13 protein-coding genes are annotated in these 13,296 nt (G+C 71.4%); 6 read left to right on the top strand and 7 right to left on the bottom strand.

The window, feature by feature from the left end:
• Nucleotides 1-9 precede the first annotated feature (9 nt).
• Nucleotides 10-558, bottom strand: a complete 549-nt coding sequence (locus AB3X52_RS06170; RefSeq protein ID WP_367992355.1) for a TetR/AcrR family transcriptional regulator — start codon at nucleotides 556-558, stop codon at nucleotides 10-12.
• 169 nt (nucleotides 559-727) lie between these two features.
• Between AB3X52_RS06170 and AB3X52_RS06165 the strand changes: the two genes are divergently transcribed.
• Together AB3X52_RS06165 and AB3X52_RS06160 are read left to right on the top strand one after the other, a co-directional pair.
• Nucleotides 728-2,179 carry an MFS transporter gene (locus AB3X52_RS06165; RefSeq protein ID WP_367992353.1) on the top strand — a complete coding sequence of 484 codons (1,452 nt, stop codon included), beginning with the start codon at nucleotides 728-730 and terminating at the stop codon, nucleotides 2,177-2,179.
• 196 nt (nucleotides 2,180-2,375) lie between these two features.
• On the top strand, nucleotides 2,376-3,767 hold the full coding sequence (locus tag AB3X52_RS06160; RefSeq protein WP_367992351.1) for a glycoside hydrolase domain-containing protein: 1,392 nt from the start codon (nucleotides 2,376-2,378) through the stop codon (nucleotides 3,765-3,767).
• Between the two features lie 96 nt (nucleotides 3,768-3,863).
• Here AB3X52_RS06160 and purQ read toward each other — a convergent pair whose 3' ends face one another.
• Both purQ and purS read right to left on the bottom strand, forming a co-directional pair.
• Entirely contained in the window at nucleotides 3,864-4,532 is a 669-nt protein-coding gene (gene purQ, locus AB3X52_RS06155) for a phosphoribosylformylglycinamidine synthase subunit PurQ (RefSeq protein WP_367992349.1), read from the bottom strand.
• On the bottom strand, nucleotides 4,529-4,774 hold the full coding sequence (gene purS, locus AB3X52_RS06150) for a phosphoribosylformylglycinamidine synthase subunit PurS (protein WP_367992347.1): 246 nt from the start codon (nucleotides 4,772-4,774) through the stop codon (nucleotides 4,529-4,531). The genes purQ and purS overlap by 4 nt, the downstream gene beginning before the upstream one ends.
• 69 nt (nucleotides 4,775-4,843) lie before the next feature.
• Here purS and AB3X52_RS06145 point away from each other — a divergent pair, with 69 nt between their 5' ends.
• Nucleotides 4,844-5,350: a YflT domain-containing protein gene (locus AB3X52_RS06145; RefSeq protein ID WP_437440537.1), complete on the top strand. Its 507-nt coding sequence runs from the start codon at nucleotides 4,844-4,846 to the stop codon at nucleotides 5,348-5,350.
• 69 nt (nucleotides 5,351-5,419) lie between these two features.
• Here AB3X52_RS06145 and AB3X52_RS06140 read toward each other — a convergent pair whose 3' ends face one another.
• Both AB3X52_RS06140 and AB3X52_RS06135 read right to left on the bottom strand, forming a co-directional pair.
• Nucleotides 5,420-7,024 (bottom strand): long-chain-fatty-acid--CoA ligase, encoded by a 1,605-nt coding sequence (locus AB3X52_RS06140; protein ID WP_367992345.1) that lies wholly within the window; start codon nucleotides 7,022-7,024, stop codon nucleotides 5,420-5,422.
• 99 nt (nucleotides 7,025-7,123) lie between these two features.
• Nucleotides 7,124-8,032 carry a phosphoribosylaminoimidazolesuccinocarboxamide synthase gene (locus AB3X52_RS06135; RefSeq protein ID WP_367992343.1) on the bottom strand — a complete coding sequence of 303 codons (909 nt, stop codon included), beginning with the start codon at nucleotides 8,030-8,032 and terminating at the stop codon, nucleotides 7,124-7,126.
• Nucleotides 8,033-8,114: 82 nt separating this feature from the next.
• Between AB3X52_RS06135 and AB3X52_RS06130 the strand changes: the two genes are divergently transcribed.
• The gene (locus AB3X52_RS06130) at nucleotides 8,115-9,101 is read left to right on the top strand and encodes a sulfotransferase family protein (RefSeq protein ID WP_367992341.1); all 987 of its coding nucleotides are present in this window, start codon (nucleotides 8,115-8,117) and stop codon (nucleotides 9,099-9,101) included.
• A 96-nt stretch (nucleotides 9,102-9,197) separates the two neighbouring features.
• Here AB3X52_RS06130 and AB3X52_RS06125 read toward each other — a convergent pair whose 3' ends face one another.
• Together AB3X52_RS06125 and AB3X52_RS06120 are read right to left on the bottom strand one after the other, a co-directional pair.
• The gene (locus tag AB3X52_RS06125) at nucleotides 9,198-10,094 is read right to left on the bottom strand and encodes a hypothetical protein (RefSeq protein WP_367992339.1); all 897 of its coding nucleotides are present in this window, start codon (nucleotides 10,092-10,094) and stop codon (nucleotides 9,198-9,200) included.
• Between the two features lie 128 nt (nucleotides 10,095-10,222).
• Nucleotides 10,223-10,720, bottom strand: a complete 498-nt coding sequence (locus AB3X52_RS06120; protein ID WP_367992338.1) for a carboxymuconolactone decarboxylase family protein — start codon at nucleotides 10,718-10,720, stop codon at nucleotides 10,223-10,225.
• Between the two features lie 97 nt (nucleotides 10,721-10,817).
• Here AB3X52_RS06120 and sigJ point away from each other — a divergent pair, with 97 nt between their 5' ends.
• Nucleotides 10,818-11,729 (top strand): RNA polymerase sigma factor SigJ, encoded by a 912-nt coding sequence (gene sigJ, locus AB3X52_RS06115; protein ID WP_367992336.1) that lies wholly within the window; start codon nucleotides 10,818-10,820, stop codon nucleotides 11,727-11,729.
• 99 nt (nucleotides 11,730-11,828) lie between these two features.
• Nucleotides 11,829-13,259 carry an MFS transporter gene (locus tag AB3X52_RS06110; protein WP_367992334.1) on the top strand — a complete coding sequence of 477 codons (1,431 nt, stop codon included), beginning with the start codon at nucleotides 11,829-11,831 and terminating at the stop codon, nucleotides 13,257-13,259.
• Nucleotides 13,260-13,296: the final 37 nt, after the last annotated feature.

Below are 13,296 nucleotides of genomic sequence, written 5' to 3'. Positions count from 1 at the left end.
TCGGCGCCGTCAGCGCAGCACGCCGTCGGCGACGACCTCGAGCATGGGGCGTACGGCGTCGGCCGGGAGGCTGCCCTGGTCGGCGACCGTCGCCACGCCGCCGACGAGCCGGAGCACCTGGAGCGCGTCGACGCCGTCGCGGACGGCGCCCTCCTCGCGAAGCGTCTCGACGACGCGCGCGTTGGCCGCCGAGTAGATCTGGCACTTGCCGGCGATCGGCGAGCTCTCGTCGCCGAGCGCGGCCGTGATCTTCGCGGCACTGCCGCGGTGGCTCCGCAGGCGGTCGGTGTAGTCCTCGAACCACGCCATCAGCCGTTCGCGCGGCCCGCCCTCGTGGGTGAGCGCCTTGTCGGCCGCCTCGTTGACCTGGTCGACCCAGGCCTGCATCACGGCGTCGATGAGGTTCTCGCGGGTCGGGAAGTGACGGTAGAGCGTGCCGGGGCCGACGCCGGCCCGCTTGGCGACCTCGTCCAGCGGAGCGTCGTACCCCTGCTCCCGGAAGATCTCGCGCGCGACCTCCACCAGCCGGTCGCGGTTCCGCTTCGCGTCCGCTCGCATCGTGCACTCCTCCTGGCTCCGCGCCGTCTGCAGACCGCCACGACCTGCACGACCGAACTGTAAGGCCTTGCAAACCGGAGATACTCTCCGGTACTGTCGAGGAGAAGCGGAGCAACTCTCCGCTAATAGTACGTCGGCCGCTCCGGCCAGAACAGGAGAACCCACCCTCATGTCTTCGACCCTGCTTCCGCGCGCCCAGAATCCGGGCCTTCCGACACAGCTGCCGCCCGACGCGGGCCGGGCGGCCGCCGGCATCCTCATCGTCCTCGTCGCCCAGCTCATGTTCATCCTCGACGCCACCGTCGTGAACGTCGCGCTCCCGGGGATCGCGACCGACCTCCACTTCGGCCCGGCGTCGCTGTCCTGGGTCCTCAACAGCTACACCCTCGCGTTCGGCGGGCTGCTGCTCCTCGGTGGCCGCCTCGGCGACGTCTTCGGTCGCCGCCGCGCGTTCTGGACCGGCATCAGCGTCTTCACCCTCTTCTCGCTCCTCGGCGGCCTCGCGCCGGCCTCGGGGCTCCTCGTCGCGTTCCGCGCCCTGCAGGGCGCCGGCGCTGCGATCGCCGCGCCCCAGGTGCTCGCGCTGCTCACCACCAGCGCCCCGGACGAGGCCGCGCGCAACCGCGCCCTCGCGCTCTTCGCCGCCGTCTCGTCCGGCGGAGGCACGCTCGGGCTGATCCTCGGCGGCCTGCTCACCGACGTCGCCTCCTGGCGCTGGACGCTCTTCATCAACGTCCCGATCGGCCTGACCGTTCTCGCCCTCGTGGGTCGGTTCGTGAGCGAGACGCCGCGACGGCCCGGCCGCTTCGACATCGTCGGCGCGGTGACCGCGACCGGCGGCGCGGGCGCGGTGGTGTGGTCGCTCATCGGCGCCCCCGACCACGGCTGGGGCTCAGCCCGGACCATCGGCGGCCTCGTCCTCGGCGCCGTCCTGATCGGCGCCCTCGTCGTCACCGAGCGCCGGGTGGCCCATCCGCTCCTGCGACTCGGGCTCCTCCGCAACCGGTCGCGCGTCGCCGGGCTGGTCCTCATCGCGAGCGTCGTCGGCGCGCAGTTCTCGATGTTCTACCTCCTCGTGCAGTACCTCGAGAACGACCTCCGCTACGGCCCGCTCGCGACCGGCGTCGCGTTCCTGCCCCTCACGGCCGGCATCTTCACGATGTCGCGGGTCACCCCGCGGCTGGTCGCCCGCTTCGGTGCCGCACCGCTCATGGTGGTCGGCGCGCTCGGCGCGGTCGTCAGCTTCGCCCTGCTCAGCGACATCGGCTCCGGCAGCAGCTACGCCGGGGCGGTCCTCCTGCCGATGCTCGTCAACGGCCTCTCCGCGGGCCTGGTGTTCATGCCGACCACCTCGCTGGTGCTCGCCGGGGTCGAGCCGGAGCACGCCGGCTCCGCCTCGGGACTTCTGCAGACCATGCAGCAGTTGGGCGGCGCCGTCGGCCTCGCCGTCATCGCGTCGGTCTATGCCGCCAACGCCGTGCCGGGCGAGTTCCTCCCCGGCGTCCACGAGGCGTTCCTGGCAGCGGCGATCCTCGCGGGTCTGGGCCTGGTCAGCGCGCTGACCCTGGTCCTCCGCCGTCCGTCGTACGCCGGCGGCCCGGTCGGCACCCAGCCGGACTGACCCCACAACGATCCGCGCGAGGCGTCGTGCGGCCGGCGGTCATACCCGCCGGCCGGGCGGCGCCTTGCGCCCATCCTTTTTTCGGCGATATTCGGGATCCGCGAGAATTACATTCTTGTGATTCGCCGAATTACAAAGATGTAATTGTCATCGCCGGCTGTTACTGATGTTATTTCTGTGGTTATCGTGACTCGCCATGTTGGGAGTCACGCCTCGCCGCACCTTCGCCGCCGGCCTCGGAGCACTGCTCGCCGGGGTCCTCGCCGCGACCCTGCTGCTCGCTCCCGGGACACCGCGCCCGGGGCCGGACGGCCTGCGCCTCGCGGCGGCCTCCAATCCGGTCACCCCGGGGGCGTTCACCGGCCACGGGTTCGACCAGTGCCAGGCCCCGTCGCAGAGCGCGATGAACACCTGGCTGAACTACTCGCCCTACCTCGCCGTCGGGATCTACATCTCCGGCAAGTCGCGCGGCTGCCGCAACCAGACCTACCTCGATGCCGCCTGGGTCCGCACTCAGCTCGCCAAGGGCTGGAAGCTGCTGCCCATCACCCTGGGACCGCAGGCGTCCTGCAACCCGCGCTTCCCGCGCTACGGCGACGACCCGCGGATCAACCCGTCGTCGTCGAACACCTACTACAAGGCCCGGATGCAGGGCCGCGCCGAGGCGAAGTCGGCCATCGCCGCCGCCCGCTCCCTCGGGATCGTGGCAGGCAGCACCCTCTTCTACGACCTCGAGGGCTTCACCTTCGACAACACCTCCTGCCGCGAGTCGGCGCTGTGGTTCCTCAACGGCTGGACCTCCGTCGTCCACAACAACCACTACAAGTCGGGGCTCTACTCGAGCGCCGGCTCCGGGATCAAGGCGGTCGACAACGCCCGCGTCTACCGCCCGACGACGTTCAAGCTGCCCGACCGGCTCTGGATCGCCGACTGGGACGGGAAGGCGAACACCTCCTCGACCTACGTCCGCAACGACGGCTGGCAGCCGGACCGCCGGATGAAGCAGTACCAGGGCGGCCACAACGAGACCTACGGCGGCGTGACGATCAACATCGACCGTGACTACGTGGCGTTCGGCCAGGACGCGTCGGCCGCCAGCCACTGCGGCGGCATGAACGTCACCTTCGACCACTACTACGCCGTGAAGCCGCCCACGAAGACGGCGAAGCCCAACCCCGCTGTCGTCAAGGCGCTCAAGTGCCTGCTCAAGGAGCGCGGCACCTTCACCGGCTCGATGAACGGCACCTACGGCAGCGGCCTCCGCTCGGCGATCAACGCCTGGCAGCGCGCCCACCACATGTGGGTCAACCCGATCTTCGGCCGGAAGAACTGGATGGCGCTCCACACCGCCACGAGCCACCCGGTCCTCAAGACCGGCTCGGCCGGCGAGTCGGTCCGCAACCTCCAACGTGCGCTCGACGCCGTCGACGTACGCCTCAAGCTGCCCGTCAACGGGGTCTTCACCAGCGCGACGAAGAAGGCGCTCGTCGCCTACCAGAAGAGCCTCGGGTGGAGGGGTGACGGCATCGCCCGGTCGTCCACCTGGACCGCGCTCTCGACGGGCCGCTACGGCGGCCCGATCAGCTGACCGGCTGACGCGCTCGGCCGCCACGACCGACGCTCCGGCGAAAGACCACAGGGCCGGCCCCGACGGGGCCGGCCCTGTGGCGTGGTCAGCGCGAGCTCAGGCGAAGACCTTCTCGACGAGCGAGGTGAAGAAGCCCAGCCCGTCGGTCCCGGAGCCGGTGAGCTCCTCGACGGCGTGCTCGGGGTGGGGCATGAGCCCCACGACGTTGCCGGCCTCGTTGGTGACGCCGGCGATGTCGCGCAGCGAGCCGTTGGGATTGACGTCGACATACCGCGCGACGATCCGGCCCTCGCCCTCGAGCCGGTCGAGCGTCTCGGCGTCGGCGACGAACTGGCCCTCGCCGTTCTTGAGGGGTACGACGATCTCCTGGCCCTGCGCGAACGCGGAGGTCCACGCGGTGGCGGCGTTCTCGATCCGCAGCCGCTGGTCGCGGCAGATGAACTTGCGGTGGTCGTTGCGGATCAGCGCACCCGGGAGCAGGTGGGACTCGCAGAGGACCTGGAAGCCGTTGCAGATGCCGAGCACGGGGAGCCCCTTGCCGGCGGCCTCGATCACCTCGGTCATGACCGGGGAGAAGCGGGAGATGGCGCCGCAGCGGAGGTAGTCGCCGTAGGAGAAGCCGCCCGGCAGGATCACCGCGTCGACGCCCTTGAGGTCGTGGTCGCCGTGCCAGAGCGAGACCGCCTCGTTCCCGCCGATGCGGACGGCCCGGGCGGCGTCGATGTCGTCGAGCGTGCCGGGGAAGGTGACGACGCCGATCTTCACTTGTCCTCCACCCGGACGGTGAAGTTCTCGATCACGGTGTTGGCGAGGAAGGTCTCGGCCATCGTGGAGATCTCGGCGAGCACGTCGTCGTTGACCTCGTGGACCTCGAGCTCAAACCGCTTGCCCTGCCGCACATCGGTCACCCCGGTGAACCCGAGCCGCGGCAGGGCGCCGAGCACGGCCTTCCCCTGCGGGTCGAGGATCTCGGGCTTGGGCATGACGTCGACGACGACTCGAGGCATGGCCCGGATTCTAGGTGGTCCGGCGCCGCGCGTCCGCATCCGCGCTCGCCCGTCGGGCAGACTGAAGACATGAGCATGCCGTCCTCCCACCCCCGCGCCACGTCGCCGCTGAAGCTGCAGTTCCCGCAGTCGCTGGCGACGTACGACGACTATGCGGCGGCCCAGCGCACCGTCGACTTCCTCTCCGACCACGAGTTCCCGGTCGAGAACTGCATGATCGTCGGCACCGACCTCAAGCAGCTCGAGCGCATCACCGGCCGGCTGACCTGGAACCGGGTCGCCATCGCCGGCCTGGTCTCGGGTCTGTGGTTCGGGCTGTTCGTCGGGATCGTGCTGTCGCTGTTCAGCAACGACGCCTGGCTCGGGGTCGTGATCTCGACGATGCTCTTCGGGGCGATCTTCGGGCTGATCTGGTCGCTGGTCGGCTTCGGCGCCACCCGAGGCCAGCGCGACTTCTCCTCCGTCACGCAGGTCGTCGCGACGAAGTACGAGGTCCTCGTCGAGCACAAGGTCGCCGCCCAGGCCCGCGAGCTCCTCGCCCAGCTCCCCGGCGCGCTCCCCAACCCGTTCCAGTGACCTCTGCGCCGACTCGACGGACCCGCGGCGCCGAGTCGGCGTCCAGGGACGCCGACTCGGCCGTCGGGGTCAGGAGAGCTCGCGCTTGAGGATCTTCCCCGTGGCGGTCATGGGCAGCGAGTCGACGATCTCGACGATGCGGGGGTACTTGTACGCCGCCATGGTGTCCTTGCTCCACGCGACGATCTCCTCGGGCGTGGCGGTGGCGCCGGGCTTGAGGATGACGACCGCCTTGACCTCCTCGCCGTGGCTGTCATGCGGGACACCGATGACGGCGGCGAGCGAGATCGCCGGGTGGGTGAGCAGGACCTCCTCGATCTCGCGCGGATAGACGTTGAAGCCGCCGCGGATGATGAGGTCCTTGGTGCGGTCGACGATGGAGTACCACCCGTCGGCATCACGCGTGCCGAGGTCGCCGGAGCGGAACCAGCCGTCCTCGCTGATGACGGCCGCCGTGGCCTCGGGGCGCTTGTAGTAGCCCTTCATCACGTTGGTGCCGCGGATCGCGATCTCCCCCACCGCGTCCGGCGTCCACGCGACGGGCTCCCAGCTGTGCGGGTCGATGAGCTCCATCTCGCAACCGGGCACCGGCACGCCGATCGACCCGGGGCGGGCGGGCTCGCCGTACTTCGAGAAGGACGCCACCGGCGAGGTCTCCGACAGCCCGTACCCCTCGAGGATCGTGACGCCGAAGCGGGCCTCGAACTCCTTGTGGATCTCGACCGGGAGCGCCGAGCCGCCGGCCACGGCCACGCGCAGGTTCTCCTTGAGCGCGGCGAGGTCGACCGCCCCAGAGTCCGACGGAGCGTCGAGGGCGCCGAGGAGGCCCCAATACATCGTCGGCACGCCGGCGAAGAAGCTGACCTTCTCGGCCAGCATCAGCTGCAGCGCGGCCTGCGGCTCGAAGCGCGGCAGCATCACGATCGTGCCGCCGTAGGCGAGTGCGCCGTTCTGGCAGACGGTCTGGCCGAAGGCGTGGAAGAGCGGCAGCACCGCGAGGAAGGTGTCCGGGTTGTCGCCCGAGGCCCCGAAGAGCGCGTCGCCGATCAGGGCGTTGTCGCGCAGGTTGCGGTGGCGCAGCTCCGCCCCCTTGGGCTGCCCGGTGGTGCCGGAGGTGTAGAGGATGACCGCGGTGTCGTCCTCGTCGGTCGCCACCGTCGCGAACGTCGGCGCGGCCTGCACGGCACCGAGCGCCCCGAAGAGCGTCTCCGCCGGACGGTCGGGGGTGCCCTCGATCGGCGAGGCGGCCGACGGGTCGGCCGTGATCACGAAGAAGTGCTCACAGGAGTCGGTCTGCGAGAACCCGTCGTACGCCTCCTGGCCGATCGCCAGCTCGGGCGTGCCCTGGAAGGCGAAGATCGCCTTCGCGTCGGAGTCCGCCAGGTGGTAGGCCACCTCGCGGTCCTTGAGCAGGACGTTGAGCGGGACCACGGTGGCGCCGGCCTTGAGGATGCCGAAGTAGACCATCGTGAAGTACGGCAGGTTCGGGCTCATCAGCGCGACCTTGTCGCCCGGCTCGATCCCGCGCGCGACGAGCAGGTTGGCGACCTGGTTGGCGAGCGCGTCGACCTGCCCGTAGGTCAGCCGCGTGTCGCCGAGGACGACGGCGTCGCGGTCGGGGTGGGCGGCGGCGCCCTTCTCCAGCAGGGACGACAGGTTGTACGACGTGCTCACGCGGCCTCCATCACTCGGCATCACTCGGACGTGCGCCGACAACCTACCCGCGAGTTACATATCCGGGGAGGGTGTCCCACCAACTTTGTGCGGGCCGACTCAGAACGAGTGGCCGGTGAGCTTCTCGTAGGCCTCGACGTACTTCGCGCGGGTGCGCTCGACGGTCTCGGCCGGCAGCGGGGGCGGGGTGGCGCCGCTCTCGCGGTCCCAGCCGGCCTCCGGGGAGAGCAGCCAGCGCCGGATGACGTCCTTGTCGAACGACGGGATGGCGTGGCCGGGGTTCCACTGCGCCGCGTCCCAGTAGCGCGACGAGTCGGGCGTGAGGACCTCGTCGGCGAGCACGATCGTGCGGATGCCGAGGTCGTCTTGGCGGACGCCGAACTCGAACTTCGTGTCGGCGAGGATCAGGCCGGCGCCGCGCGCGATCTCCTCGGCGCGGTGGTAGACGTCGAGCGTCAGCCGGCGCAGCGCCGCCGCGTCGTCCTCGCCCACCTGGCGCACGACGTGCTCGTAGCTGACGTTCTCGTCGTGGTCGCCCAGCTCGGCCTTCGTCGCCGGAGTGAAGATCGCCGGGTCGAGCCGGGAGCCGTCGACCAGCCCGTGCGGCAGGCGGATCCCGCAGATCTCGCCGGTCGCGTCGTACTCCCGCAGGCCGGAGCCGGTGAGGTAGCCGCGGGCGACGCACTCGACCGGGAACATGTGGAGCTTCTGGCAGATCACCGCCCGGCCCTTGACCTCCTCGGGCACGTCGGTGGAGACGACGTGGTGGGGCACCAGGTCGTCGAGCTGCTCGAACCACCACAGTGAGAGCCGGGTCAGGATCTCCCCCTTGTCGGGGATCGTGGTGTCGAAGACGTGGTCGAACGCCGAGATCCGGTCACTGGCCACCATGAGCAGATGACCGGCGTACGGGCCCTCCTCGATCTCGTAGAGGTCGCGGACCTTGCCGGAGTGGAGGTGTCGCGCACCGGCGATCGCAGGGGCAGGCGGAATGTTGAGGTCGGCCACGGGCACAGCCTAGGAGATCGCGCTTGAGCAGGATCTAGTCGCGTAAGTACACTGAGTCACGTCACTTATCCGAGGAGGGCGGATGACACGTCGCGTCGGACCCGACCGCGGGCCAGACTTCCTGATCATCGGCGCCCCGAAGGCCGGAACCACCGCGCTCCACTCCGCGCTCGCGCAGCATCCGCAGGTGTTCATGTCGCAGCCGAAGGAGCCGAAGTACTTCCTCTGCGACGACGCCCCGCCGCCCCACTGGCGCGGCCCCGGCGACCAGCACTCCCAGCAGGAGTGGGTGTGGCACGGCGACGACTACGCACGACTCTTCGCCGACGCCCCGGAGGACCGGGTCCGTGGCGAGAGCACGCCGTTCTACCTATGGAGCCGCGGCGCCCACCGCCGCATCGCCGACGCCCTCCCCGAGGCGAGGCTGATCGCCGTCGTCCGCGACCCGATCGACCGGGCCTACTCCAACTGGATGCACCTGTGGTGTGACGGCCTCGAGCCCGTGTCGGACTTCCTCACCGCCTTCTCCCTCCAGGACCAGCGCGTCCGGGACGGCTGGGCGCCCTTCTGGCGATACCGCGAGCTGGGGATGTACGGCGAGCAGTTGGCGCATCTCCACCAGCACGTCGACCCCGAGCGGGTGCTCCTGCTGCGCTACAAGGAGCTCGTCGACGATCCGTCCGGAGCCGTGGACACCGCCTGCCGGTTCCTCGGGATCGAGACCGGCCTGGTCACGAGCATCCCGCGCGACAACTCGCGGTCCTACGTCGAGCCCGGCTGGCGCCCGCGCACCCTCGGTCCGGTCGTGCGCGCCGGCGCCTGGCTCGGCCAGTTCGCGCCGCCCGAGGCCTGGCGACGCGCCGCCCCGGCGCTGCTGCGCCACCTCGCCGGCCCCGACGAGGCACACCGGCCGCTGCTCACGCCGCAGCAGCGCGAGCAGCTGGCCCCCTGCTTCGCCGACGACATCAAGCTGCTCTCCGCGGTCAGCGGCCGAGACTTCGGCGACTGGCTTTCCACGACGAGCCGCGGCTCCTTCGCCCAGCGATCCACCCAGCGCACCTCCGCCTGACCGTCGGGCCGGCACACCCGGCGCGCCGAGTCCGCCTACATGGACGCCCGGCGATGGGATCCTGCTCGCTGAGCGACGTGGCAGTGGGGACGTCGGCTATCGCACCACGGTGACCAGGTCGTGGGCGCCGTCCGGACGCGCGGCCTCGACGTAGAACCGCGTCCGACCGTCGGGCAGCGGCACGGCCGAGGCGTAGCGGAACGCGCCGTCGGCGTACGGCGACGCGATCGGCGGCCGGTCGGGATCGGCCACGAGGCGCGCGCCGTCCGCATGCGCGACCCCGGTCGTCTCGAACCAGTTCGAGGCGGCATCGGGACGGCCGTCGTACAGGACGACCAGAGGCTCGCGGGAGAGCACCGTCGTGACCCGCGCGCCCCGGGCGTCCCACTCCCCCGGCCGTCCCGCGAGCACCACCCCCTGATCCTCCCAGCGGAGTCCGTCGACGCTGGTGAGCCGGCGGGTCGTCATCCGGTCCTCCTCGCCAGGCGCGGTCAGCGGGTGGCAGCACAGCCACATCTGCCACTCGTCGGTGTCCGGATCGATGTCGATGACCGGGTCCTTCACCGCCGTCGCGTCGTCCCCGGTGAGCACCATCCGCCGAGCGCCCCGAGGCAGCTCCTCCGGGGTCGAGGCGGTGAGGCTGTCCACCCACCAGTGCTTGGACCCCCAGGTGGCACAGGAGAGGTAGAGCCGCCAGCCACCCTCCGGCAGCGGCACGAGGACGGGTCGCTCGAGCGACTCGCAGCCGAGCTGGTCGCGGTGAACCTCGGCGACGGTCTCGAAGGCGACACCGTCGAGCGAGCGGGCGACCGACACGCTCACGCCCCGCCCGACGCCGAGCGGGCGGCGGTTGCGCCAAGCGAGCCAGAAGACGCCGTCGACGAGGACGGCACTGGCCGCGCCCGCCCAGTTGCCAGGGCCGGCGCCGGGCGCGGGGACGACGAGCTCAGCGCCGTCGTACGACGGCAGGGAGGGCAGCACTGCGGTGGTCATACCGACATCATAGTCTACTTTTTCAGTGCACTATTAGATATTCGTCCGTCTCGCTGCGGTCCGACCGCACCGATCCCCGGATCGCACCGCGGCGTGCGATCGAGCTGGTGGTCTCTCGGGACGAAGGCTCACGGAGCGACGGGGTAGTGACTGGCGACGGCGAAGCGGTTCCACGTGTTGATCGTGATCGCGACGAGGACGATCGCGGCGATCTGCTTCTCGTCGAGCACACCCTCGATGTCGACCGTCGGGGCGGGTGCGGTGTGCTCGTCGCCGATCCGGGTGATGCGCTCCGCGAGGGTGAGGGCCGCTTGCTCCTGGGCGGTGAAGTACTGCGACTCCCACCAGGCCGCCACCAGGGCGAGTCGGTCGGCCGTCTCGCCCTTCTCCAGGGCGTCCCGGGTGTGCATCCGGAGGCAGAACGCGCAGCCGTTGAGCTGCGAGGCGCGGATCTTCACCAGCTCGACCAGCAGGGGGTCGAGCCCGGCAGTCACGACCGCCTCCTGCGCCGCCTTCTCGGCAGCGAGCTGCGCCTCGTAGGCGGCCGGGAAGAGCTTGCTCAGGTTGACGTGCGGCAGCATGACCACTCCTTCGTCGTACGTCGCCCGTCGGGCGCGGGCGCTCACCGACTCTGACGAGACGACCGCGGTGGATGTGAGGTCCTCACAGTCCGGCGGGCCGCGTCGTCAGACTGGTGAGGCGCGCGAGAGTGGAGGAACGCCGATGAACGAGCCCGACCCGTCGACGCCGGCGCAGATCCCCGAGGTGATCGCGGAGCGGCGGCGGCTGCTCGCCCTCGCCTACCGCCTCCTCGGCACGCTCGAGGAGGCGGAGGACGCCGTCCAGGAGACCTACCTCCGGTGGTATCGCCTCTCCGCGGAGGAGCGGGCCGCCGTCGCCAACGTCCAGGGCTGGCTGACCCGGGTCGCCGGCCGCGTCTGTCTCGACGTGCTGAAGTCGGCGCGCGTCCGCCGGGAGCAGTACGTCGGCGAGTGGCTGCCCGAGCCCGTCCCGGCGGGCCTCCTCGGCGACGGCCGGGCGCCGGACCCGGCCGATCGGGTCACGCTCGACGACACCGTCAGCACCGCTCTGCTGGTCGTCCTCGACGCGATGACCCCGGCCGAGCGGGTCGCGTTCGTGCTGCACGACGTCTTCACGCTGCCGTTCCCGGAGATCGCCGAGATCGTGGGGCGCTCGCCGGCCGCCGTGCGCCAGCTGGCGACGTCCGCACGGCGACGGGTCGCCGACCACCGCAACGTCGCGGCGCGACCCGCGGAGCACGACGCCGTCGTGCGTGCGTTCGTCGCGGCCGCGGGTGGCGGCGACCTCGGTGGCCTCACCGCGCTGCTCGACCCGACGGTCACGCTCCGCTCGGACGGCGGTGGCGTCGTCAGCGCGGCCAGGAACCCCGTGGTGGGGCCGCGCAACGTGGCGCGGTTCCTGCTCGGCGTACTCACGAAGCGGCCGAGCTGGGCCCTGGCGGAGCGGGCCACCGCGGACGGGCTCGGCTTCGTGCTCACGGAGACGGGTGAGGTCCGGGCGGTGGCCAACCTGCGCGTCGTGGGCGGACGCGTCACGGACGTGTGGCTGGTGGTCAACCCCGGCAAGCTGACCGGCTGGCGCGCCCGCCGGTGACGCCCGTCGGCCGTCAGGCGGAGCCGTGCTCCCCGCGTCGGCGCCGCCACGGTGGGGTCCGGCGTACGACGCCCTTGACCGCTCCGGAAGAGTGGACCCGTGAGCGAGGAGACCGCCGAGGCGGAGCAGCGGACGTCGTCGGACGCCGACGGTCCCGACCCACGACGCTGGCGCATCCTCGGGGTGTCGCTGCTGGTCGGCTTCATGGCGCTGCTCGACGTGTCGATCGTCAACGTTGCGGTGCCGTCCATGCAGGAGGGGCTCCACACCAGCGCCGGTACGGTGCAGTGGGTGGTGTCGGGCTACGCCCTCACCTTCGGGCTCACGCTGGTCGCCGGCGGCCGGCTCGGCGACGCCTACGGACGGCGCCGGCTGATGCTGGTCGGCCTCGTCGGCTTCACCTGCTCGAGCGCGTTCGTGGGGCTGGCGCCCAGCGCCGGCGTCGTGGTCGCGGCACGCCTGCTGCAGGGAGCGACCGCCGGACTTCTCACTCCGCAGAACTCCGGCCTGATCCAACAGCTCTTCCGTGGCCCGGAGCGCGGTCGGGCGTTCGGTCTCTTCGGCTTCACCGTCTCGGTCTCCTCCGCGGTCGGCCCCGTCCTCGGCGGCCTGATCCTGAGCATCGCCGGGCCGGAGAACGGTTGGCGCTACCTCTTCCTCATCAACCTGCCGCTCGGCCTGGTGGCGCTCGTCCTCGTCGCGCGGCTCGTCCCGGGGCGCGCGGCCGCCGCGGGCGACGCCCGCATCGACGTCGTCGGTGCCGCCCTGCTCGGCGCGACGGTCATCACCGTCCTCTTCCCGGTGGTGAGCGTCGAGGGCGAGCGCTACTGGCCTCTCGCGCTGCTCGTCCTCGCCCCCGTGTGCGGATGGGGCTTCGTCCGCTGGGAGCGCCGGGCCGTCGCGCGTGGCCGGCCTCCGCTGCTGGACGTGTCGCTGCTGCGCCGCGTCCGGGGGTACGCCGGTGGGCTCGCCATCGGTGGGCTGTACTTCACCGGCTTCACCGGCACGCTCCTGGTCACGTCGTACTACCTCCAGGACGCCCTCGGCTTCGGGCCGCTCCACGCGGGACTGCTGCTCTCGCCGTTCGCGGTCGGCGCCGCGCTCAGCGCGCCCGCGGCGGGGCGGGTGGTGAACGACGTCGGCCGGCTGATCACCGTCATCGCGCTCACCGTCGTCGCCCTCGGCGTGGCGGTCACCGCGCTCGCGCTGCCGCTGCTGAGCCCTGGTCACCTGTGGTGGGTCTCCGTGCCGGCGCTCCTGGTCGCCGGGCTCGGCGGTGGCGCCGTCGTCTCCCCCAACATGGTGCTGAGCCTCGACCAGGTCCCGCCCCGGATGGGCGGCGCGGCCGGCGGCGCGCTGCAGACCGGACAGCGGATCGGCTCCTCGGTCGGGGCGGCGCTCATGATGACCGTCTACACGTTCGCCGGGCTCCACGTCGCGGAGTCGCAGGCGCTGCGGATCGCGCTGCTCTCCGCCGTACTCCTGCTGCTGGCGGCGCTGGTCATGGCCGTCCGCGACTGGCGCTCCTAGGCTGCGGCCCCGTGGCGCGCGGCGCGTGCCCGGGTCA

Origin of the sequence: Nocardioides eburneus, from assembly GCF_040838215.1 — a bacterium.
In the GTDB taxonomy this organism is placed as follows: Bacteria; Actinomycetota; Actinomycetes; order Propionibacteriales; family Nocardioidaceae; genus Nocardioides; species Nocardioides eburneus.
This window is presented reverse-complemented; position numbering and strand designations above follow the sequence as displayed.